The sequence below is a fragment of the Pseudotabrizicola algicola genome (genome assembly GCF_010915705.1).
GTDB classification, from domain to species: Bacteria; Pseudomonadota; Alphaproteobacteria; order Rhodobacterales; family Rhodobacteraceae; genus Pseudotabrizicola; species Pseudotabrizicola algicola.
The window spans coordinates 89,041-110,780 of the sequence record NZ_JAAIKE010000001.1 but is presented as its reverse complement, the minus strand read 5'-3'; the positions used below and the strand labels follow the sequence as shown (position 1 = coordinate 110,780).

Genomic DNA, 21,740 nt, shown 5'->3' with positions numbered 1-21,740 from the left:
CATGGCGGATTATCACGCCACCCGTGCAAGGGTCGAAGACTATTTCGACCGCAGCGCCACCAAGGTGTGGGAGCGCCTGTGCTCTGACGCGCCGGTCAGCCGGATCCGGCAGACAGTGCGCGAGGGGCGAGATGCGATGCGCGCAATGATGCTGGCGCGGCTGCCTGGCGATCTGTCGGGCGCGCGAATTCTGGACGCGGGCTGCGGCACAGGCCTGATGACCGCAGAACTGGCGCGGCGCGGGGCCGAGGTGGTGGCGGTCGATATCTCGCCGCAGCTGATCGCCATCGCGCAGCAGCGGCTGGACCCGCGCCACGCCGCGCAGGTAAGGTTTTCGGCCGGCGACATGACCGACGAGGCTTTGGGCAGCTTCGACCATGTGATCGCGATGGACAGCCTCATCTATTACCGAGCCCACGATATTGGCGCCATCTTGCAGCGCCTGACACTGCGCACGCAGGGCAAGGTGGTGTTCACCGTTGCCCCCCGCACGCCGTTCCTGATGGCCTTCTTCATGGCCGGAAAGCTGTTTCCACGGGCAGACCGCTCTCCGACCATGATCCCTCATGCCTACGAAGATCTGGCAAAGGTGACAGGGGACGGGCTGGCACGGGTGGGGCGGATCGACAGCGGCTTTTACATCTCGGAATGTCTGGAGTTTCGGCCATGATCCTGCGCAGGAAGGACATCGCAAAGCTGGGCTCCGCATGGATGCCCTTCGCGGATGCGGCCTCTGACGGGCTGCCGCTGGGCCAGTTGCTGCGGCTGTCGCTGTTCCAGGTCTCGGTCGGGATGGCCACGGTGCTGCTGCTGGGCACGTTGAACCGTGTCATGATCGTGGAACTGTCGATCCCGGCGATGCTGGTCGCGCTGATGATTGCCATTCCGGTGCTGGTGGCGCCGTTCCGGGCCTTTCTGGGCCATCGGTCTGATACCCACCGCAGTGCGATCGGATGGAAGCGGGTGCCTTACCTGTGGTTCGGCAGCCTGTGGCAGATGGGCGGGCTGGCGGTGATGCCTTTCGCGCTGATCGTGCTGTCGGGCGATCAATACCTCGGCCCGGCCTGGGCGGGCGAGGTTCTGGCGGCGCTGGCCTTTCTGATGACCGGCATCGGCATGCACATGACGCAAACGGCAGGGCTCGCGCTTGCCGCCGACCGTGCGAGCGACGAGACGCGGCCCCGCGTGGTTGCCCTGCTCTACATCATGTTTCTGGTGGGCATGGGGGCTTCGGCGGTGATCGTCGGCTGGCTGCTGCACGATTACGACCCGATCACGCTGGTGCGCGTGGTGCAGGGCTGTGGCGCCGCCACACTCGTCTTGAACATCGTCGCCCTGTGGAAGCAGGAAAAGGTTGCGCCGATGACAAAGGCACAACGCGAAGAGCCGCGCCCGCAGTTCCGGGATGCGTGGCGTGATCTGCTGGCGGGCGGCACGGCGGGGCGCCTGCTGGCTGTGGTCGTGCTCGGCACGCTGGCGTTTCAGATGCAGGACGTCTTGCTGGAACCCTATGGCGGCGAGATCCTCGGCCTGTCGGTCGGGGCGACCACCTTGCTGACCGCCGCATGGGCTTGCGGCGCGTTGATCGGCTTCCTGCTGGCCGCGCGCTGGCTGATGCACGGGCTTGACCCTTACCGGATGGCGGCACGGGGCATTCTGGCGGGGATCACCGCATTTTCCTGCGTGATCTTTGCCGCGCCGCTGGACAGCACCTTGGTGTTCTATGCCGGGGCTTTCGGCATCGGTTTCGGCGGGGGGCTGTTCGGCATCTCCACCCTGACCGCAGCCATGACCGTGCCCGCGCGCGGGCTGGCCGGGGCTGGTCTGGCCCTTGGCGCATGGGGCGCGGCGCAGGCCACGGCCGCCGGGCTTGCCATCCTGATCGGCGGCACGTTGCGCGACGTCGTCAGCCATATGGCGACCAGCGGAAAACTCGGGGCCCTGACAGACCCCAGCCTTGGCTATTCTGTTGTCTATCACCTTGAAATCGGGTTGCTTTTTGCAACCCTTGTTGCCCTTGGCCCCTTGGTCAAGGTCGGCATTCTGACCTCACCGAAACCGGACGCCGACGGGGGCAAACTGGCCCTTGCCGAATTCCCAACCTGAATAAACGGAGGACCAATCCATGGTTGGCGTGAACTTCTTTGGTAACTTTGATCTGGCAAGCCTGTCGATCTGGCTGTTCTGGGGCTTCTTCGCCCTGCTGATCTATTACCTGCAAACCGAAAACATGCGCGAAGGCTATCCGCTGGAAACCGAAGACGGGTTGCCCGCGCCGAACCAGGGACCGTTTCCGGTGCCAAAGCCGAAAACCTTCCTGTTGCCGAACGGCAAGGGCAGCGTGACCGTGCCTTCGGCCCAGAACGAGGCCGAGCATCGCCGCACCGATCTGGCGCTGGCGCGCACCGCCGTGTCCGAGGGCTTCCCCCACGCACCGACCGGCAATCCGATGCTCGATGGCGTCGGCCCCGCTTCGTGGACCCCGCGCCGCGATGAGCCGGAGCTTGACGGCCACGGTCATGCCAAGATCGTCCCGATGGCACATGCCAAGGGCTTTTCGATCAGCGCCGGACGCGATCCGCGCGGCCTGCCGGTGCAAGCCGCCGATCTGGAGGTTGTGGGCCGCATCAGCGACATGTGGGTCGATGCACCCGAACAGCTTGTCCGCTACCTCGAGGTCGAACTGAACTCGGGCGAGCGTCGGCTGATCCCGATGACCCTTGCCCGTATCTGGGCAGATCGGGTGCGCGTGCGCTCGATCACCTCTGACCAGTTTGCCGCCATCCCGGCGACCAAGTCGATGACGACGGTGACCAAACTCGAGGAAGAGAAGATCTCGGCCTATGTCGCCTCGGGCTGGCTGTACGCCACAAACCGCAAGTACGGCTACTGATCACAGCAAAGGGGGGCGGCGCGCGCCCGCGCCGCCCCGTCTTACCCGCAGATACGGAGGGTCTGAGATGTCAGACCAGACCACCAGCAGCAAAGCCCTCGACAGACCGATCGACAGGGATTTTGACTTCGAGATCATGCCCGGAGTTCCCGCCGGATTGCCCAAGGGGGAAGATATCCTCTGGCAAGGAAAGCCGCAGGCGAAGGCGCTTGCGCGGGAGGCCTACAAGATCAACTGGATTCTGGCCTATATGCTGGTCATCGTCCTGTGGCGCGCGGGCGGGGCCTATGCAGACGGCGGCAGCGCCCTGATGCTGGCCACCGCCCTGCCCTATCTGGCGCTGGCGGGCGCGGGTTACGCCGTGATCTACGCACTGGCGTGGGCGCAGGCTCGGGCCTCGATCTACACCATCACCTCCGCCCGCGTCATCATGCGGATCGGTGCGGCACTGCCCGTGACCTACACCATCCCCTTCCTGCGCATTGCGACCGCCCGGCTTGACCTGCGCCCCGGCGGCACCGGAACCATAGCGCTTGAGATCACCGACGGGGTGCGGTTGTCTTTCGCGGTGCTCTGGCCCCATCTCAGACCGGGGTTCGCCAAACATACACAGCCCGCCTTCCGCTGCATCCCCGATGCGCAGAATGTCGCGCGACTCCTGGCCGATGCGGCACAAGCCAAGCTGAACGAACCTGTTGTCACCGCGGCTGCCCCTTCGGGTGCCGTGATGGCGGCGGAATAGGAGGCCCCTATGGCACAGCTTCGCACCCTGGCCGAGCGCCCTTCGCCCGAGCGAGAAATGATCCCCCGCGTGCTGTTGTGGGCGATGTTCGCCCTCGCCGTCAGCACGCTGGCGATTGTCAGTCTGTCCGTCATCACCAAACGCCCCCATGTGGGCGTCCCGCCAGCCGCAACCGCCGTCTCAGAGCGGTGGCTGGTTCTCGAAGGCAAGTCAGCACAGGCGGTTGTGGTCCGCGATGCTGACGGCACCCTGCTGCTGGATCTGCCGCATGGCGGTTTCATCACCGTGATCCAATCCGCAATGGCGCGCGCGCGCCTTGTGGCGAAAGTCACGGGCAATCCGCCGATGCGGATCGTGCGCTACGACAACGGCCGCCTTGTGGCCGAAGACCCCACCACGGGCTGGAGCGCCGAGCTTTATGCCTTCGGGGGTGAAAACAAAGCCGCGTTCGAACGGCTGCTCGACCAAGCAAAATAAAGGGAACCAAGATCATGCGACTTTTTACAAGAGCTAAGGAGGAGGTGCCTTGCACCGTCGAAGTGAGCCATCGCTTCGAGGCCCTGCATGCACACGTGCGTTTCAACAACGGTGCGGTCGTCCATCCGGGCGACGAGGTGCTGGTGCATGGCGCGCCGGTGCTGGCAGCCTATGGCGAACTGGTCATCGAAGACCGCGTCGCCACCATCACCCGCGCGACATGGCTCGAGCGCCAGTGGGTCCGGCTGACGGGGGATTTCGACTTCATGGAACTGTGTGAGTTTTCCTTCAGCGAGGAGTTGACGGTATGAAAGACGCCACACACGACACCACGCATGGCGAATTGCACGCGGAGCTCGCAGGCAAATTCGACACAACCGCGATGGCCACCGACACCACGCTGCTGAACCCGCGCTTCTACACCACCGACTTTGACGAGATGGACCGCATCGATGTCACGCCGGTGCGCGCCGAATGGGATGTGCTGATCGCACAGATGCGGTCTGACCCAAACAAGGGCCATTTCAAGAAGAACGCCGACTGGGATCAGGTCGACTGGGCCGGCATGGACCCGCATCTGCGGGCCGAGTTCATCGATTTTCTGGTGTCATCCTGCACGGCCGAATTCTCGGGCTGTGTGCTTTACAAGGAAATGAAGCGCCGCGGCAACAACCCCGACATCTGCGAGCTGTTCAACTACATGGCCCGCGATGAGGCCCGCCATGCCGGTTTCATCAATGACGCCCTGCGCGAGGCGGGGGTTGCGGTGAACCTCGGCTTTCTGACCAAGGCCAAGAAATACACCTATTTCCGACCTAAGTTCATCTATTACGCCACCTACCTCAGCGAAAAGATCGGCTACGCGCGGTATATCACCATCTACCGCCATCTCGAGGCACATCCCGAGCACCGTTTCCATCCGATTTTCAAATGGTTCAAGGAATGGTGCAATGACGAGTTCAGCCACGGCGAGGCCTTTGCCCTGCTGATGCGCACCGACCCGAAGCTGACCGAAAGCTGGCAGAACAAGCTGTGGATCCGCTTCTTTCTTACGGCGGTCTATTCCACGATGTGGGTGCGCGATCATGCCCGCAAGGATTTCCACGAGGCCCTTGGGGTCGACATCGACTGGTATGACCAGGAAGTGTTCCGCAAGACCAGCGCCATCGCGCGGCAGGTTTTCCCGGTGGAACTGGACATCGACCATCCGCGCTGGATCCCCGGTCTGCGCCGCATGAATGCGGCCATGCTGGACATGGAACGCGGCGCGAAGCAGGGCGGTCTCTCGGGCCGTCTGACCAAAGCCTGGGGCACGGTGCGGGCGCTGACCGCCTTTGCCTCCCTCTATCTGATCCCGGTCAAGCATACTACCCCGCCCGCCTCGGTGCGGCTGGAGCCGGCGTATTGACCGTGATCACCCATATCGCCGCGAAAGCGGTGATTGCGGCAGCGGGATGGGCGCGTCCCGCCGCCGCGCGTGGCCCCTCTGGACACAGGGGGGCCACGTATGTCCTTGACTAACCCGTGGGTCGCGGCCTTGTCAGCAATTTTCCTGTGGTGGTTTTCCACGGGGCTGATCCTGTGGCGGGTGCGCCGGGCCGATAACGAAGGCCATGACGCGCATCTTTGGTCGGTTCTGCTGGGCTTGCCTCTGCTGCTGGCAGGGATCATCGGGCTGAACGAGACACTGCGCGACACATCGGCACTCGGGGCCTATCTTGCCTTTTTGTCTGCTCTGGCGGTCTGGGGCTGGGTGGAGTTGGCCTTTCTCTCCGGCATCATCACCGGGCCCAACACCCGCCCTTGCCCTCCCGACGCCGCCTTGCACAGCCGCTTTTTCCGCGCGGTCGGCACGATCCTGTGGCACGAGACGGTGCTGATCGCCCTTCTGGCCACCATCGTGATCCTGTCGGACGGTGCACCCAACATCTTCGGGCTGTGGACCTTTGCCATCCTGTTCTTTGCGCGCATCTCGGCCAAGCTGAACCTGTTTTTCGGTGTGCCGCGCATCCATACCGAGTTTCTGCCGCGTCCCCTGTCGCATCTGGCCAGCCACTTCTGCCGTGCGCCGATGAACTGGGTGTTCCCGATCTCGGTCACCCTGCTCAGCTATGCATCCTATTGCTGGCTGGAGCGTGCCTACAGCGCCACCAGCGAGGGCGCGACAATCGGCTTTACCCTGCTGTCTGCCCTGACCCTGCTCGCACTTCTGGAGCACTGGTTCATGGTGATCCCGCTTCCCGACCAAAAGCTCTGGCGCTGGATGCTGCCCGAGCGCAAACCGCAATTGCAAGGCAAGCTCAAGCCCGCCCTGCACACGACGTTGAAAGAGACCCCGCATGGACTTTGACGCCCTCTTCACCAACCATCTGGATACCCTGAAAGCTGAAGGCAATTACCGCGTCTTTGCCGATCTGGAACGCCGCTGCGGCAACTTTCCCCGCGCGGACAACCATAAGGACGGGCAGTTGCGCGATGTCACCGTGTGGTGTTCAAACGATTATCTGGGCATGGGCCAGCATCCGGCGGTTGTGACGGCGATGGTCGATGCGGTGCGGGCCTGCGGGACGGGCGCGGGTGGCACGCGCAACATCGGAGGCACCAATCACCACCATATCCTGCTGGAACGCGAACTGGCCGATCTGCACGGCAAGGAGGCGGCCTTGCTGTTCACCTCGGGCTATGTGTCGAACTGGGCGGCACTCGGCACGCTGGGCGCGCGCATTCCGGGCGCTGTCATCCTGTCGGATGAAAAGAACCATGCGAGCATGATCGAAGGCATCCGCCATTCGCGCGCCGACAAGGTGCTGTGGCGGCACAATGACTGGCGCGATCTGGACCGCAAGCTGCATGCCGTGGGCGACCGGCCCAAGATCGTCGCCTTTGAAAGCGTATATTCGATGGATGGCGACGTGGCCCCCATCCGCGAGATTGTCGAGGTCTGCGAAGCACATGGCGCGCTGTCCTACATCGACGAGGTGCACGCGGTGGGCATGTATGGCCCGCGCGGCGGCGGCGTGACCGAACGCGAGGGGTTGGCGCACCGGATCGATCTGATCGAGGGCACGCTGGGCAAGGCCTTTGGCTGTGTCGGCGGCTATATCACCGGCTCGGCACCCTTGGTGGATTTCGTGCGCAGCTTTGCCTCGGGGTTCATCTTTACCACCGCCCTGCCCCCGGCAGTTGCGGCCGCGGCGACGGCTTCCATCCGTCACCTCAAGGAGTCATCCGCAGAGCGCGAGGAACAGCAGCAGCGCGTCGCCCGTTTGCGCGCGCGCCTCGATGCGGCGGGCATTCCGCATCTGGCCAATGGCAGCCATATCATCCCGGTGATGATCGGTGATCCGGTCAAGTGCAAGATGATCAGCGACATCCTGATGAACGAATGGGGCATCTATGTGCAGCCCATCAACTATCCCACGGTTCCGAAAGGCACAGAGCGGTTGCGCATCACCCCGGGGCCGCTGCATTCGGACGCTGACATCGATCATCTGGTCACCGCTCTTTCCTCGCTCTGGCGGCAATGCGCTCTCGCCCATGCCGTTGCCTGAGCCGACACCCTACCCGTTTGCGCAGCCGAATTTCTTGGGGCGCACGCTGGCGTGACTTGCTTTTTCCAACAGCAGGTCCATGTTTCCATACGCAATACTTCCGGGAGGATCCCAATGAGACTCGCTTTGACTGCCCTGACTTTCGCGTCGTTCGCCCTTGCTGCACCCGCGTTTGCGCAAGATCCGACCGGCGATGCTGCGGCCGGGGAACGTGTGTTCAATAAATGCCAGACCTGCCATGTCATCGCGGATGCCGATGGTAACGTGCTGGGCGGTCGCAACGCCAAGACCGGACCGAACCTCTATGGTCTGCCCGGACGCGCGGCAGGCACCCAAGCCGATTTCAACGGCTATGGCGACTCTCTCGTCGCCCTCGGGGCAACCGGCTTTGTCTGGGACGAGGCGAGCTTTGCCGAATACGTGGCCGATCCGGCAAAATTCCTCAAGGCTCGTCTGAATGACAATGGCGCACGCTCGAAAATGTCGTTCAAGCTGGGCAATGCCAAGGAACAGGCTGATGTCTGGGCCTATATCGCCTCGCTCTCTCCCGCCGTGGAGGGCGAAGAGGCACCGGCCGCGACCAACTGATCGCCACCATCTACACAGGCAGAGGCCCCGGATGATTCCGGGGCCTTTTGCATGGACGAGAGGAGCACGTCAGAGGCGGATACCTTCGCGCGCGGCCAGATCACAGAAAAACTGCCAGGCGACCCGGCCCGAGCGCGCCCCGCGCGTCGCTTGCCATTCGATCGCCTCCGCGCGCAACCGGTCTTCCGCAACACTCACGCCATGTGCGGCGCAATAGCCGCGGATCATGTCAAGATAATCGTCCTGACTGCACGGATGGAAGCCAAGCCACAGGCCAAAGCGGTCTGACAGCGAAACCTTTTCCTCCACCGCCTCTGACGGATTGATCGCGCTCGACCGCTCGTTCTCGATCATGTCGCGGGGCATCAGATGGCGGCGGTTGGAGGTCGCGTAAAGCAGCACATTCTCCGGCCGCCCCTCTATCCCGCCATCCAGCACCGCCTTGAGCGATTTGTAATGCTGGTCATCGTGACTGAAGGACAAGTCATCACAAAACAGGATGAAACGGTCCCCAGCACGGCGCAGCAGCGCAAGCAAGCGCTGGACCGATGGCAAATCTTCCCGCGCCAGTTCCACGATCTTGAGGGGCAGGCCCTCGGCGCGCACCGCCGCATGGACCGCCTTGACAAGCGAAGACTTTCCCATCCCCCTTGCCCCCCAGAGCAACGCATTGTTGGCAGGCAGGCCGCGCGCAAAATGACGTGTGTTTTCAAGCAACGTATCGCGCGACCGGTTCACCCCCACCAGCAAGGACAGGTCTACCCGCGCCACCTTCGCCACCGGCTCGAGCCGGTCAGGGTCGGTATGCCATGCAAAGGCATCGGCGGCGTTGAAATCGGGGGCAGGCTGCGGCGCAGGGGCCAGCCGCTCCAACGCCTCGGCAATCCGGGTCAGCGCGTCTTTCGTCATGCCTTGTGATCTTCTTCCTCGGCCTCGGGGTCTTCCCAAAGGCCCTGCGCCCGCAATTCGGCCTCGCGCTTCTTCTCGATCCGCCGGATCAGGAAGATCGACACCTCGTAAAGCGGATAGACCGCAAGAAACAGGATGAGCTGGCTCATGATATCCGGAGGCGTCACAAGCGCCGCCACCATCAGGATCAGGACCACCGCATATTTGCGGGTGCCTGCCAGACCGGCCGACGAGATCAGCCCCGCCTTGCCCATCAGGGTCAGCAAGACAGGAAGCTGGAAACACAGGCCAAAGGCGATGATCAGCTTGAGAGAGATATCCAGCGTCTCGTTGACCTTGCCCTGAAAGACAATCTCGATGCCCTGCGATTGCACCGCCTCGGTCAAGGGCGTCGCCACCGGAACATCGGCAATCGGCGCGTCGGACAGCGCCGGCAGCAGCACGGAAACCACCGAAGTGGCGTCGGCAAACCCGAGGAAGAATGCCATCGCCAAAGGCGTCACGATGTAATGCGAAAACACCGCGCCCAGCATGAACAACAGCGGAGAGGCAATCAGAAACGGCAGAAAGGCATTCTTTTCGTTGCGATACAGCCCCGGCGCCACAAAGCGCCATAGCTGGTAGGCAATCACCGGAAATGACAGCGCAAGCCCGGCCACCACGGATATGTGGATCAGGGTAAAGAAATACTCCTGCGGGGCGGTGTATTGCATGATGGGGTTGGGGTTCCCCAGATTGCGCATCGCGTCTTCGATGGGCCCGAGCAGGAAGGCAAGGATCGGCTCTGCCACCAGAAAGCACAGGACCATCGCCACGACAAAGGCCGAAACCGCCCAGATCAGGCGGTTGCGCAATTCCGCCAGATGCTCGATCAGCGGGGCTGAACTGTCATCGATCTCGTCGGACTGGGTCATGCGTCGGCCTTGGGGGTCTGGTCGGATTTCGGTTTGCGCGGGGCGCGGGGCTTTTTCGGTTCGGCAACGGCTTGGTCAAGCGGCGTCTCGACGGGGTCTGCCTTGCGCAGTTTCTCGGTCGCCTCCTTGACGATGGCGTGCCGCGCCGCCTTGGCCTCGGCGAGGGCCTGTGTCGCAGGCCCATGTGCGGTAGATGCCGCCGGAGCCGTCGCATCTGACGCCGCTTCGGCCTTTGGCGCTGTGGCGGTCGGGCGCGCCGCATTCTTCAGCGGGTCCCACTTTTCAAACTTGGCGGTTGCCTCCCGCACGGCGTCAAGACCCATGGACTTGGCCGAGGTGACGGATTTCAGATCCTTGGCAACGTCCTTGACCCCCGCCTCGTCGGCCGCAGCCTCCATTGCCCGCGAAAACTCGCGCGCCATGCCGCGCATCTTGGCGGTAAAGCGGCCAAGGCTGCGAAACAGCTCGGGCAGGTCCTTCGGGCCGATCACGATCAGCGCGACAACACCGATGACAAGCAATTCGGACATGCCAAAGTCGAACATGGCGCAGGGCTCCCTTTCCGCTCAGGCGCGTCGGCTAATCAGATCTTGTCTTTTTCCGGCGCGGGCGTCACATCACGCACGGGCGTTGTCGACGCATTTTCAATCTCTTCCGAGCCGTCCTTCACACCCTTTTTGAAGGCGGTGATGCCCTTGCCCACCTCTCCCATAAGAGAAGAAATCTTGCCGCGCCCGAACAGGACCAGCACCACAACCGCAATAAGAAGAAGGCCGGGAAGGCCGATGTTGTTCAGCATGTCAAATCCTCCTGCTGACCGGGCGGCATGTCGCCCGCTGTCGCCTTTTCCTTCACTATCCCCCCGCCGCTCCGGTTCATAGCCTGATTCCGGGGCCAAAGAGGGCCTAGGCACCCAGATACCTGACAGCTATATGTCAGTTGCCCCAAGAACGGACCCGCCATGCGCCGCACCGACCGCCTGTTCGACCTGATCCAGATCCTGCGCGACGGCAGATTGCACCGCGCGGGCGAAATGGCAGAGCGGCTCGGCGTATCCGTGCGCACCATCTGGCGCGATATGGCCGCGCTGATGGCCTCCGGCCTTCCGGTCGAGGGCGAGCGCGGGGTGGGCTATATCCTGCGCGCGCCCATCACCCTGCCCCCGATGATCCTGACGGGGGCCGAGCTAGATGCCCTGCGCGCCGGCGTGCGCATGGTGGCAGAAGGCCCGGACCCGGCGCTTGCCCGTGCCGCGCGGGTGCTGGCCACCAAGATCGCCAGCGTCACCCCGGCCCCGCCCGAAGCCGACAGCGATGATCTGTTCGTCTTCACTGGCAAGGAAACCAACCGCGCCGCGGCCCATGTGCCGCTGTTGCGGCGTGCGATCAGGTCACGCCAACGCCTGACGATCACCTATATTGACCCCGAGGGACGCGAAAGCCACCGCGACATCCGGCCCTTGGCCCTCGATCTGACGGGGCGCGTCTGGACCCTTGGCGCATGGTGCGAGCATCGCAGCGGCTTTCGCAGCTTTCGCGTGGACCGGATCATGGCCATCGGCGAAACGGACGAGACATTCTCCGACAGGCCCGGTCAGACACTCGCCGATTACCGCGCCCATCTTGCGGGGGAACGCTGAAGCGCCTAGCGGGCGGGAAAGACGAAACAGCGGTCGCGGCGGATCATCAGCCACAGCACCGTGCCAACTTTTGGCAGGAACACCCCCGGCACGCTGGCGGTCAGCGTCGATCCGTCAAAGGTCATGCGGAATTCCACCAGACTTTCCCGCCCCAGATAGCGCGAGCGGATCACGCTGCCCCGCGCAGGCGTGCCCTCCAGCGGGGTCGGATTGGGGCCGCGTCCGGCACGGTCAAAGTCGATCTTCAGATGCTGCGGGCGGATGACGATCTCCACCTCCGCCCCGTCCTCTTGTCCGGGTGTCAGGAAGGCGCCAAAGGGTGTCTCGGTCAGCGCACCGCGAGAAACCCCACGGATGACGTTGATATCGCTGAAAAACGCCGCCGCCGCCTTGTCCACTGGCGCGTTATAGACGTTGTAGGGCGCGCCGCTTTGGACGATCCGCCCGCCCCGCATCAGGGCGATCTCATCGGCCATCCGCATCGCCTCATCCGGCTCATGGGTGACAAGCACCACCGCCGTGCCTTCATCCTTGAGGATATCGAGCGTGGTATCGCGAATGCCGTCACGCAGACGATTGTCCAGACCCGAAAACGGCTCGTCCATCAGCATGACCTTCGGCCGCGGCGCAAGCGCACGGGCAAGTGCGACCCGTTGCTGCTCGCCCCCCGACAACTGATGCGGATGCTTGGCCCCGAAACCGCTCAGCGTCACGCGTTCCAGCAGTTCATCCACCCGCCGTTGCCGCGCCGCCCTGTCGCCCTTCAGGCCAAAGGCAACATTCTCGCTGACGCTCAAATGGGGAAACAGCGCGAAATCCTGAAACATCAGGCCGACAGACCGGTGCTCTGGGGGCACATGCCGCGCCGCGCCCGCCACCTCGACCCCGTCAATCAGGATCTGCCCGGATTGCGGCTGATCGACTCCGGCAATCATCCGCAGCGTGGTCGATTTCCCGCAGCCTGAAGGGCCAAGCAAACAGGTCACCTGCCCTGCACTCACCTCGAGACTGACGTCATCCACGACGATGCGGCCCCCGAAGGACCGGGTCAAATGGTTGACAATCAGACGGGGCTGCTGGGTCGGCATGGGTATCCTAGGGTTTTGCTCAACTTCCCCTAGCAGGCCGCCCCGCACAGGGCAAGGGCAAGCCCCGCCGCATTTCCTGTTTCCAAATATCCCCGCCGGAGGCCCCCCGAGGAGACGCGCGATACGCGCGCGACGAGACAAAAAACAGCGCGCGCGCAGCGCGCTCCTTTCGCCTCCCCCGCAGGGCAATCCCCGTCAGATCGTGGCGTTGGTCGCTCCGCCATCCAGCAGAATGTTCTGCCCGACGATAAATCCCGCATGGACCGAGCACAGGAAGGCGCAGGCCGCGCCGAATTCTGCCGCCGTGCCATAGCGGCGCGCGGGGATGGTCGCGGCTCGGCGCGCGCGTGCTTCCTCGGCGGTGATGCCTTCCGCGGCCATGACACCGGCATCAAGGGCGGTCGCGCGATCCGTGTCATGAATGCCCGGCAACAGATTGTTGATCGTCACCCCTTGCGGCGCCACCTGCCGTGCGGTGCCGGCGACATAGCCCGTAAGACCGGTGCGCGCCGCGTTCGACAGCCCGAGCTGCGCAATCGGGGCCTTCACCGACTGGCTGGTGATGTTGACGACGCGACCCCATCCCTTGCCGATCATGCCCGGCAAGAGCGCCGTCATCAGCGCGATCGGCGTGAGCATATTTGCGTCCAGCGCCTTGAGGAAATCCGCGCGGTTCCAGTCGCTCCACAGCCCCGGCGGCGGGCCGCCTGCGTTTGTGACCAGAATATCCACATCACCCGCAGCGGCGAGCACTTGTGCCCGCCCCTCTTCACTGGTGATATCGGCGGCAACCGCGGTGACATCCACGCCATATGTGGCGCGCAAGTCGGCGGCAGTTTTCTCCAGAGCCTCTGCCCCGCGTGCGTTCAGAACCAGATCCACGCCCGCTGCGGCCAGCGCCTCGGCACAGCCACGCCCGAGACCTTTCGAGCTTGCGCAGACGAGCGCCCGTTTCCCTTTGATGCCCAGATCCATTGTTGCTGCCTCACGCCTGTTTCTCCCCTTGCGTAACAGCCGCTGCCGCGTTGACGCAAGGGGGCCTTCGGGCTAAGTGTTGCACATGGCGGCTGATGGGGCAGTCGCTTGGCTTCACAACGGACAGATACGCATGACCCCGCCTCCTTCCAGCCCGTCTGCGCCGCCCGGCCATGCCTGTCAGGTGTTTCCTGCGGAATGCATCTATGTCATCCACGGGGTGAATGCGGGCGACGGGCTCGGCGGCGCGCAAGATGTCTGTCTGGGCGATATCTATGCCCTTGAAGAAGCGGCGCAACCGCTGCGCCTGATCCTCTCGCACGAGGCAAGCGGCACCAAGGATACGCAGCGCGTCGCGGCGGGCAGCCAGATCGGCCAGCCCGGCGATGCGATCCGGCTGGAGGCGCGCTATACGCTGATGGCCCCCGATGGCGACAAGATCGATCTGCTGCTGATGCGCCTTCAAAGTGGCCTTGGCGTCGTTCTTCCGATGTCGCCGATGTCGGCGCTTGCCGACTACACGCTGGTCGCAATCGATGACGCGCCGGAACCTGTGCAACTGGCCGAACTGTTGTGCGTGTCTTTCGCACGCGGCACCATGATCACCCTTGCCGACGGGCGCCAGCACCCGATCGAGGATCTGCGCGCGGGCGACAAGGTTCTGACCCGCGATCACGGCCCGCAGCCGCTGCGCTGGCTGGGCAAGGCGACCTTGCGGGCGCAGGGCGTTTTTGCGCCCGTGGTCATCACCTCGGGCACCTTGGGCAATGCGGGCGATCTGATTGTCAGCCCGCATCACCGCATCTTTCTCTATCAGCGGCAAAAACGCGCCGGGCTGCAAACCTCGGAACTCTTGGTGCAGGCCAAACATCTGATCGATGACGAGCGGGTGTTCCAGCGCGAGGGCGGGTTTGTCGACTATTACTCTCTGGTCTTTGATCAGCACGAAATCATCTATGCCGAGGGCGTTCCCGCCGAAAGCCTTATGGTGAATGATGCCACGCTCTCGCGTCTGCCCGTTGCCTTGGCCGAAGACGTCAAGGCGCGCTTTCCCGGCCTTGCACAGGTTCAACATTTCGGAACCGAAGCCAGCCGCCAGTTTCTCGACGAGGTCGGGCGCGAGGCACTCTATTCTCCGCCCCGTCGCGGCGGTGACGAGCGCTAGCTGCACGCGGTGATGGACGGGCGGTCCGCTTTGCGCTAAAGGCGCGCTCATGTTGACCAATCGCCCCACCCTTCCGCCCGAGATCGCCCGCCGGCGCACCTTTGCCATCATCGCTCACCCCGATGCCGGCAAGACAACCTTGACCGAAAAGTTCCTGCTGTTTGGCGGTGCAATCCAGATGGCGGGTCAGGTGCGCGCCAAAGGCGAGGCCCGGCGGACACGGTCGGACTTCATCAAGATGGAGCAAGAGCGGGGCATCTCGGTTTCGGCTTCGGCGATGTCTTTCGACTTCCGCGACTTTCGCTTCAATCTGGTGGACACGCCCGGACACAGCGACTTTTCCGAAGACACCTATCGCACGCTGACGGCTGTGGATGCCGCCGTGATGGTGATCGACGGGGCCAAGGGCGTGGAAAGCCAGACGCGCAAACTGTTCGAGGTTTGCCGCCTGCGCGACCTGCCGATCCTGACCTTCTGCAACAAGATGGACCGCGAGGCGCGCGACACTTTCGAGATCATCGACGAGATTCAGGAAAATCTGGCAATCGACGTGTCGCCGGCAAGCTGGCCCATCGGGTCGGGCCGCGATTTTCTGGGATGCTATGACATTCTGAACGACCGTCTGGAACTGATGGACCGCGCCGACCGCAACCGCGTGGCCGAAACCATCCAGATCAACGGGCTCAATGACCCGAAGCTTGCCGAACACGTGCCCGCCGAGGCCTTGGCAAAGCTGCGCGAAGAGCTGGAGATGGCCAAGGAATTGCTGCCCGCCTTTGATCGCGAAGCACTGCTCAACGGCTCCATGACACCGATCTGGTTCGGATCTGCGATCAATTCCTTCGGCGTGAAGGAGTTGATGGACGGGATCGGCACCTATGGCCCGGAACCTCAGCCGCAGCCGACAGCCAGCCGCAAGGTTGCCCCCGAAGAAACCGCCGTGACGGGTGTTGTGTTCAAGGTGCAGGCCAATATGGACCCGAAACACCGCGACCGCGTGGCATTTGTGCGCCTTGCGTCGGGCCATTTCGAACGCGGCATGAAGCTGACCCATGTGCGCAGCAAGAAGCAGATGGCGATAGCCAACCCGGTGATGTTCCTTGCCGCCGACCGCGAGCTTGCCGAAGAGGCCTGGGCCGGTGACATCATCGGCATTCCCAACCACGGGCAGTTGCGCATCGGCGATGCGCTGACCGAAGGCGAGGCGCTGCGCTTTACCGGCATCCCATCCTTTGCGCCGGAACTCTTGCAGGGCGTGCGCGCCGGCGATCCGATGAAGGCAAAGCATCTGGAGAAGGCGCTGATGCAATTTGCCGAAGAAGGCGCCGCCAAGGTGTTCAAGCCGATGATCGGCTCCGGCTTCATCGTGGGCGTGGTCGGCGCGTTGCAGTTTGACGTTCTGGCCAGCCGGATCGAGGCCGAATATTCGCTCCCTGTCCGGTTCGAGGGCAGCCAGTTTTCCTCGGCCCGCTGGGTGCGGGGGCCAAAAGCGGAGATGGACAAGCTGATCAACGTCAACAAGCAGCATATTGCCACCGATCATGATGGCGATGTGGTGTTCCTGACCCGCCTTCAGTGGGACATCGACCGTGTCGTGCGCGACTATCCCGACCTGCGGCTGACTGCAACCAAGGAAATGATGGTCTGACGCGCTGCGGTGCATCCCCCCTCCCGCCGCTTTGCCCCGCACGGGCAACGCGGCTGACAGAGGCATTTCAAGGTCCACGTCGCTTCCGGCGGGTATGGCTGGCACAACAGTCGCCACATTGACCTTGGGGGCGTTTTGGGATAAGGGCTAAGGCGGTCCGCATACGGCGGGCCTGTGCCGGGGCGCCTGATCGACGCGTCCCTTTTCATGATTTGCGGGCCGATCCCGCATCCAAAGGACGCTGATGCTAAAATTTTCCGACCTCGCGCTGGACCCGCGCGTTCTTCAGGCCGTTATCGACACCGGCTATGAAACCCCGACCCCCATTCAGGAACAGGCCATTCCCTTTGCACTCGAAGGCCGGGATGTTCTGGGGATTGCCCAGACCGGCACGGGGAAAACCGCAAGCTTTACCCTGCCGATGATCACCCGTCTGGGCCGTGGCCGCGCCCGCGCCCGGATGCCGCGCAGCCTTGTGCTTTGTCCCACACGGGAACTGGCCGCGCAGGTTGCTGAAAACTTTGACACCTATGCCAAGCACACCAAGCTGACCAAAGCGCTGCTGATTGGCGGCGTCAGCTTTGGCGAACAGGACAAGCTGATTGACCGCGGCGTAGACGTGCTGATCGCCACGCCGGGCCGCCTCCTCGATCATTTCGAGCGTGGCAAGCTGCTCTTGACCGGCGTCGAGATCATGGTGGTCGATGAGGCCGACCGCATGCTCGACATGGGCTTCATTCCCGACATCGAACGCATCTTCCAGTTGACGCCCTTTACCCGTCAGACGCTGTTTTTCAGCGCGACGATGGCGCCGGAAATCGAGCGTATCACCAAGACCTTCCTGACCAATCCGGCCAAGGTCGAAGTGGCACGGCAGAACTCCACCTCTGCCACCATCGAACAGGCGCTGATTCAGTTCACCCCCAGCCGCAAAGACCGCAGCTTCACCGAAAAGCGCGCTTTGTTGCGCAGCCTGATCAAGGGCGAAGGTGAAAGCTGCACAAATGCGATCATCTTCTGCAACCGCAAGATGGATGTGGATGTGGTGGCCAAATCGCTGAAAGCCCATGGTTTTAACGCGGCCCCCATTCATGGCGATCTGGAACAGTCGCAGCGGATGAAAACGCTCGATGCGTTCCGCGACGGGACATTGCACCTTTTGGTGGCCTCGGATGTGGCGGCGCGGGGGCTTGATATTCCGGCAGTCAGCCATGTGTTCAACTTCGACGTGCCGTCCCACCCCGAGGATTATGTTCACCGCATCGGCCGCACCGGACGCGCGGGCCGCCTCGGCAAAGCCTTCACCATCGCGGTTCCGAATGACGACAAATACCTGTCGGCGATTGAATCGCTTGTAAAGCAGCCGATCCCGCGCGGCGCTGTTCCGGAAGGCGCTTTGTCAGGGCTTGACGAGTCTTCGTCGGACCGTCCGCGAGAAGCGCGCGGCAAATCGCGCGAGCGGGACCGCAACCGCAAACCCAAGCGCGACGAGTCGGCGCCCCCCGCAAGCATGGAGCCGATCGCTGCCCCCGCCGCGCCTGCCGCCCCGGTCGAGGTGGTGGCCGAGTTCACAGCCTCCGCCCCCCGCCGTGACGAACGGCGCGATGACCGTCGCTCGGAGCGCCGGGATGACCAGACCCGCGAAGAGCGGCGCGGCGACCGTCGGGAGGAGCGGCGCGATCGTCGTGATCATGCGGTGGTCGGCATGGGCGACCATGTGCCCGATTTCATCCTGCGCAGCTTCAAGATCGCGGCCGTCACCACGGAAGAGGCCGAGGACGAACCGGCAACCGGCACCAACGGCTGACAGTCACGATTTTTCTGCGAAAAATCAAAAGGCCCTGCAGCGATGCAGGGCCTTGTTTCGTTGCGCGTCGGGGTTGCCCTATTCCGCCTGTAGGCGGCTGACAACGACCGTGACCTCGGGCTTCTTGCCGATTTCTTCCATCGAGACCTGACGCACGATCCGGCGCAACGCCTCGTCGAGCTTGGAGTCATCGCCGAGCACCTTGCTGCCCGCTGTCTCCAGATAGGCGGTCAGGTCCGCTTCGAGCGTTTCGCTCAGCTTGCGCTCACCGCGCCCGATTGTCGGCAGGCCCGACAGTTCGACCCATGCCTCGCCCAAGGGCTCGTCCGCCTCGTCCAGAATGACGGTCACCATGGCGTGACCGTTAAGCGCCATGCGGATCCGGTCGCGCACGACACCGTCGAGCGCGCCGATCAGGACGTTGCCATCAAGATAAAGCCGTCCGGTCTCGATGTATTCCGCAACCTGCGGCGTCTCTCCGGTCAGGTCCATCATCATGCCATTCGTCACCACCTCGGCGGCAATCCCCGATTGCGTGGCGATCTTGGCATGTTCGCGCAGATGGCGATGCTCCCCATGCATCGGGATCAACATATCTGGCAGCAACAGGCGATGCACATGCTCCAGATCGGGGCGGTTGGCATGACCCGAGACGTGATAAAGCCCGCCGGTATCGTCGAACACATCGACGCCCATTTCTGAAAACGCGTTCATGATCTTGAGCACGCCGCGTTCATTGCCGGGGATGACCTTGGAGGAGAAGAGGAAGGTATCGCCCTCTTTCATCTGCAATCCCAGATACTTGCCCCGGCTGAGTTGGGCAGAGGCAGCGCGCCGCTCGCCTTGGCTGCCGGTGACCAGCAACATCAGGTTGCCACGCGGGATATCCAGCGCCTCCTCGGGGGAGACCAGACGGGGAAAGCCTGACAGCACCCCCGCCTCTTCCGAGGCGCTGAGCATGCGGCGCATCGAGCGGCCCAGAACGCAGATCGACCGATCCGAGGCACGCGCCGCCTCGGCAAGGGTTTTGAGCCGTGCCACGTTGGAGCCAAAGGTGGTGGCAACCACCATGCCGCCGCATTTCGAGATGAACTCGCGCAGCGGCCCGGCCAAAGTGGATTCCGACCGGCCCGGATGGGTGGAGAACACGTTGGTTGAATCGCACATGAGCGCCTTGATCGGGCGCTCTTCCGCAATTGCCCTGATCGCCTCATCGTCCCAGGCCTCGCCCACGACGGGGTTATGGTCGATCTTGAAATCGGCGGAATGGAAGATGCGGCCAGCGGGCGTGTCGATTACCAGTGCGCTGGCTTCGGGAATGGAGTGGCTGACCGGAACAAATTGCACATCGAAGGGCCCCGCCTTGACGACCGCCGGACGCGGCTCGACCACAGTGATGCTGTCAAGCGGCAGGCCGACCTCATCGAACTTCATCCGGCCAATGCCCGCCGTAAAGCGGCGCGCATAGACCTGTGCCTTCAGCTTGGGCCAGAGAAGGCCAAGCGCGCCGATATGGTCTTCATGGGCGTGCGTGATGAAAATCGCCTCGATCCGATCTGCCCGCGCCTCGAGCCAAGCAACATCAGCCATGATCAGATCGACGCCGGGGCTGCCATCCATGTCGGGAAAGGTGACACCGAGATCCACCACGATCAGCCGTTCGCGACCCTGCGGGCCATAGCCATAGACGTAGCAGTTCATCCCGATCTCACCCGCGCCACCAAGGGGAAGATAGATCAGACGATTCAAGCTCATGCGGTTTCCTTGTTGAACTCATGGATCAGGACGAGGCCATGCATGGTCAGATCGTCCTCGATCTTGTGAAATAAATCTGTGCCTTGGGCAAACAAGGACGCGAGTCCCCCAGTTGCGATAACTTTGGTGGGCCGCTCACGCTCGCGCCGCACCTGACGCACGATGCCTTCGACCAAGCCGATGTATCCCCAATACACGCCCGATTGCATGCAGGCCACCGTATTTGTGCCGATGGCCTTTGCCGGTTTGGCGACATCGATATGCGGCAGGGCCGCTGCGGCCATGTGCAGGGCCTCGAGGCTGAGGTTGACGCCGGGGGCGATCACCCCGCCCACATAGGCACCATCGGTATCGACCACGTCAAAGGTGGTGGCCGTGCCGAAATCGACCACAATCAGGTCGCCGCCATGCCGGTCATGCGCGCCCGCCGCATTCACCAGACGGTCCGGGCCTACCGTGGTGCCCTGATCCACCCGGGGCGCGACGGGAAGGCGACATTCCGGCTTGCCCACCACAAGCGGGCGACAGCCGAAATACCGGTCACAAAGAACGCGAAGATTGAACACCACCCGCGGAACGGTTGACGAGATGATCGCCTCGGTGATCTGCGCCTTGGTGCCGGTCATTGCCATCAACGAAGACAGCCAGACAAAGTATTCATCCGCCGTGCGGGTATGGTCCGTGGCGATCCGCCAGGTCGAGAGGAACTGTGTGCCATCCCATATGGAAAACACGGTGTTGGTATTGCCGCAATCGATGGCGAGAAGCATGGCCTTGCGCTTTGTGTCAGAGGGCGGACCGGAGGTCGCAGCCCCCAGCCCCCCGTGGGATGTTTTCAGGCAGATAAAGGGGGCCGGACGTCAAAAGAACACCTCGGCGGCGGGAATGCTGACCGGCCCGTCGGACATGTGCAGGATCAGGTTGCCGGAACCGTCGATGGTGCTGAAGGTTCCGTGGCGGTCCTGCGTTCCGGTCCGGGCACGGATTGGTTCGCCAAGCCGCGCGGCATGCGAGAGCCATTCGGCTCGGATAGGAGCAAAACCCCCGGCGCTGAATTGCGCCTCCCGCGCGGCAAAGGCAGGGGCGAGTTTGGCGAGAAAGGCTTCGGGCGAGACACGCTGGCCACTTTCGGAAAGCACCGAGACGGGCAGCGTCGCGCCGGGTTCTACCAGTTCCGCAGGTGGATGCGCGATGAGGTTGACGCCGATGCCGATGGCAAGGGTTTGCAGACCCTGTCCTGCCGCCTGACATTCGAGCAGGATGCCAGCCACCTTGCCGCCGCCAAGCAGCACATCATTTGGCCATTTCAGCGCAAGGCCCCTTGTGCTGCCCGTCACTTGGCAAAGGGCATCATGCAGCGCGAGTGCCGCAACAAAGCTCCGCAGGGCGATCTGCGCCGGAGCCTCATGCGACTGCATGACGAAGGTTGCGTAAAAGTTGCCGCGGGGGCTGACCCAAGGGCGCGCGCGACGGCCACGGCCTGCCGTCTGCTCGGCCGCCATAATCCACGCAGGCCCCGCAAGATGCGGGGCCTGTCGAAAGCCTTCGGCATTGGTGCTGTCGACCGAAGCCAGCAGCACACGAGCGGT

General features: G+C 63.3%; 23 protein-coding genes. 14 read left to right on the top strand and 9 right to left on the bottom strand.

What is annotated here, in order from left to right; all coding sequences use genetic code 11:
- Nucleotide 1: 1 nt before the first annotated feature.
- The 10 genes from bchM to G3572_RS00510 all read left to right on the top strand — a co-directional run bounded on the left by bchM (nt 2) and on the right by G3572_RS00510 (nt 8,251).
- On the top strand, nt 2-670 hold the full coding sequence (bchM, locus tag G3572_RS00555; RefSeq protein ID WP_164608733.1) for a magnesium protoporphyrin IX methyltransferase: 669 nt from the start codon (nt 2-4) through the stop codon (nt 668-670).
- Nucleotides 667-2,106, top strand: a complete 1,440-nt coding sequence (locus G3572_RS00550) for a PucC family protein (RefSeq protein ID WP_164608732.1) — start codon at nt 667-669, stop codon at nt 2,104-2,106. Before bchM ends, G3572_RS00550 begins: the two co-directional genes overlap by 4 nt.
- Nucleotides 2,107-2,125: 19 nt before the next feature.
- Nucleotides 2,126-2,893: a photosynthetic reaction center subunit H gene (gene puhA / locus G3572_RS00545; protein ID WP_164608731.1), complete on the top strand. Its 768-nt coding sequence runs from the start codon at nt 2,126-2,128 to the stop codon at nt 2,891-2,893.
- A gap of 67 nt (nt 2,894-2,960) precedes the next feature.
- On the top strand, nt 2,961-3,635 hold the full coding sequence (gene puhB / locus G3572_RS00540; protein WP_205518394.1) for a photosynthetic complex putative assembly protein PuhB: 675 nt from the start codon (nt 2,961-2,963) through the stop codon (nt 3,633-3,635).
- A gap of 9 nt (nt 3,636-3,644) precedes the next feature.
- Entirely contained in the window at nt 3,645-4,112 is a 468-nt protein-coding gene (puhC, locus tag G3572_RS00535) for a photosynthetic complex assembly protein PuhC (protein ID WP_164608730.1), read from the top strand.
- Between the two features lie 14 nt (nt 4,113-4,126).
- Nucleotides 4,127-4,423 carry a hypothetical protein gene (locus G3572_RS00530; RefSeq protein WP_164608729.1) on the top strand — a complete coding sequence of 99 codons (297 nt, stop codon included), beginning with the start codon at nt 4,127-4,129 and terminating at the stop codon, nt 4,421-4,423.
- Nucleotides 4,420-5,520: a magnesium-protoporphyrin IX monomethyl ester (oxidative) cyclase gene (gene acsF, locus G3572_RS00525; protein ID WP_164608728.1), complete on the top strand. Its 1,101-nt coding sequence runs from the start codon at nt 4,420-4,422 to the stop codon at nt 5,518-5,520. The genes G3572_RS00530 and acsF overlap by 4 nt, the downstream gene beginning before the upstream one ends.
- Before the next feature lie 99 nt (nt 5,521-5,619).
- Entirely contained in the window at nt 5,620-6,462 is an 843-nt protein-coding gene (gene puhE / locus G3572_RS00520; RefSeq protein ID WP_164608727.1) for a putative photosynthetic complex assembly protein PuhE, read from the top strand.
- Entirely contained in the window at nt 6,452-7,663 is a 1,212-nt protein-coding gene (gene hemA / locus G3572_RS00515) for a 5-aminolevulinate synthase (protein ID WP_164608726.1), read from the top strand. Before puhE ends, hemA begins: the two co-directional genes overlap by 11 nt.
- Before the next feature lie 114 nt (nt 7,664-7,777).
- Complete coding sequence (locus tag G3572_RS00510) at nt 7,778-8,251, top strand: c-type cytochrome (RefSeq protein WP_164608725.1); 474 nt, start codon at nt 7,778-7,780, stop codon at nt 8,249-8,251.
- Nucleotides 8,252-8,320: 69 nt separating this feature from the next.
- Here the strand turns inward: G3572_RS00510 and G3572_RS00505 are convergent, their stop codons facing one another.
- From G3572_RS00505 to G3572_RS00490, 4 genes are read right to left on the bottom strand one after another with little or no spacing between them, the layout of a single operon-like run.
- Nucleotides 8,321-9,160 (bottom strand): ATP-binding protein, encoded by an 840-nt coding sequence (locus G3572_RS00505; RefSeq protein WP_164608724.1) that lies wholly within the window; start codon nt 9,158-9,160, stop codon nt 8,321-8,323.
- Nucleotides 9,157-10,074, bottom strand: a complete 918-nt coding sequence (gene tatC, locus G3572_RS00500; RefSeq protein ID WP_164608723.1) for a twin-arginine translocase subunit TatC — start codon at nt 10,072-10,074, stop codon at nt 9,157-9,159. The genes G3572_RS00505 and tatC overlap by 4 nt, the downstream gene beginning before the upstream one ends.
- On the bottom strand, nt 10,071-10,619 hold the full coding sequence (gene tatB, locus G3572_RS00495) for a Sec-independent protein translocase protein TatB (RefSeq protein WP_164608722.1): 549 nt from the start codon (nt 10,617-10,619) through the stop codon (nt 10,071-10,073). Before tatB ends, tatC begins: the two co-directional genes overlap by 4 nt.
- 38 nt (nt 10,620-10,657) lie before the next feature.
- A complete protein-coding gene (locus tag G3572_RS00490) occupies nt 10,658-10,873 on the bottom strand; it encodes a twin-arginine translocase TatA/TatE family subunit (protein ID WP_100198133.1) in 216 nt (71 codons plus the stop codon).
- Between the two features lie 162 nt (nt 10,874-11,035).
- Here G3572_RS00490 and G3572_RS00485 point away from each other — a divergent pair, with 162 nt between their 5' ends.
- Entirely contained in the window at nt 11,036-11,713 is a 678-nt protein-coding gene (locus G3572_RS00485) for a helix-turn-helix transcriptional regulator (RefSeq protein ID WP_164608721.1), read from the top strand.
- Nucleotides 11,714-11,718: 5 nt separating this feature from the next.
- Here the strand turns inward: G3572_RS00485 and G3572_RS00480 are convergent, their stop codons facing one another.
- Nucleotides 11,719-12,801, bottom strand: a complete 1,083-nt coding sequence (locus G3572_RS00480; RefSeq protein WP_164608720.1) for an ABC transporter ATP-binding protein — start codon at nt 12,799-12,801, stop codon at nt 11,719-11,721.
- A 195-nt stretch (nt 12,802-12,996) separates the two neighbouring features.
- Nucleotides 12,997-13,776: an SDR family oxidoreductase gene (locus tag G3572_RS00475; RefSeq protein WP_164608719.1), complete on the bottom strand. Its 780-nt coding sequence runs from the start codon at nt 13,774-13,776 to the stop codon at nt 12,997-12,999.
- A 133-nt stretch (nt 13,777-13,909) separates the two neighbouring features.
- Between G3572_RS00475 and G3572_RS00470 the strand changes: the two genes are divergently transcribed.
- From G3572_RS00470 to G3572_RS00460, 3 genes are all read left to right on the top strand, one after another.
- Complete coding sequence (locus G3572_RS00470) at nt 13,910-14,941, top strand: Hint domain-containing protein (RefSeq protein WP_164608718.1); 1,032 nt, start codon at nt 13,910-13,912, stop codon at nt 14,939-14,941.
- 49 nt (nt 14,942-14,990) lie between these two features.
- A complete protein-coding gene (locus tag G3572_RS00465) occupies nt 14,991-16,589 on the top strand; it encodes a peptide chain release factor 3 (protein WP_164608717.1) in 1,599 nt (532 codons plus the stop codon).
- Between the two features lie 244 nt (nt 16,590-16,833).
- Nucleotides 16,834-18,396, top strand: coding sequence for a DEAD/DEAH box helicase (locus tag G3572_RS00460; RefSeq protein WP_164608716.1), 1,563 nt, complete (start codon nt 16,834-16,836; stop codon nt 18,394-18,396).
- A gap of 78 nt (nt 18,397-18,474) precedes the next feature.
- Here G3572_RS00460 and G3572_RS00455 read toward each other — a convergent pair whose 3' ends face one another.
- The 3 genes from G3572_RS00455 to G3572_RS00445 form a co-directional block, all read right to left on the bottom strand.
- A complete protein-coding gene (locus G3572_RS00455; protein WP_164608715.1) occupies nt 18,475-20,151 on the bottom strand; it encodes a ribonuclease J in 1,677 nt (558 codons plus the stop codon).
- On the bottom strand, nt 20,148-20,921 hold the full coding sequence (locus tag G3572_RS00450; protein ID WP_164608714.1) for a type III pantothenate kinase: 774 nt from the start codon (nt 20,919-20,921) through the stop codon (nt 20,148-20,150). The genes G3572_RS00455 and G3572_RS00450 overlap by 4 nt, the downstream gene beginning before the upstream one ends.
- Nucleotides 20,922-21,011: 90 nt before the next feature.
- Nucleotides 21,012-21,728 (bottom strand): biotin--[acetyl-CoA-carboxylase] ligase, encoded by a 717-nt coding sequence (locus G3572_RS00445; protein WP_164609852.1) that lies wholly within the window; start codon nt 21,726-21,728, stop codon nt 21,012-21,014.
- Nucleotides 21,729-21,740: the final 12 nt, after the last annotated feature.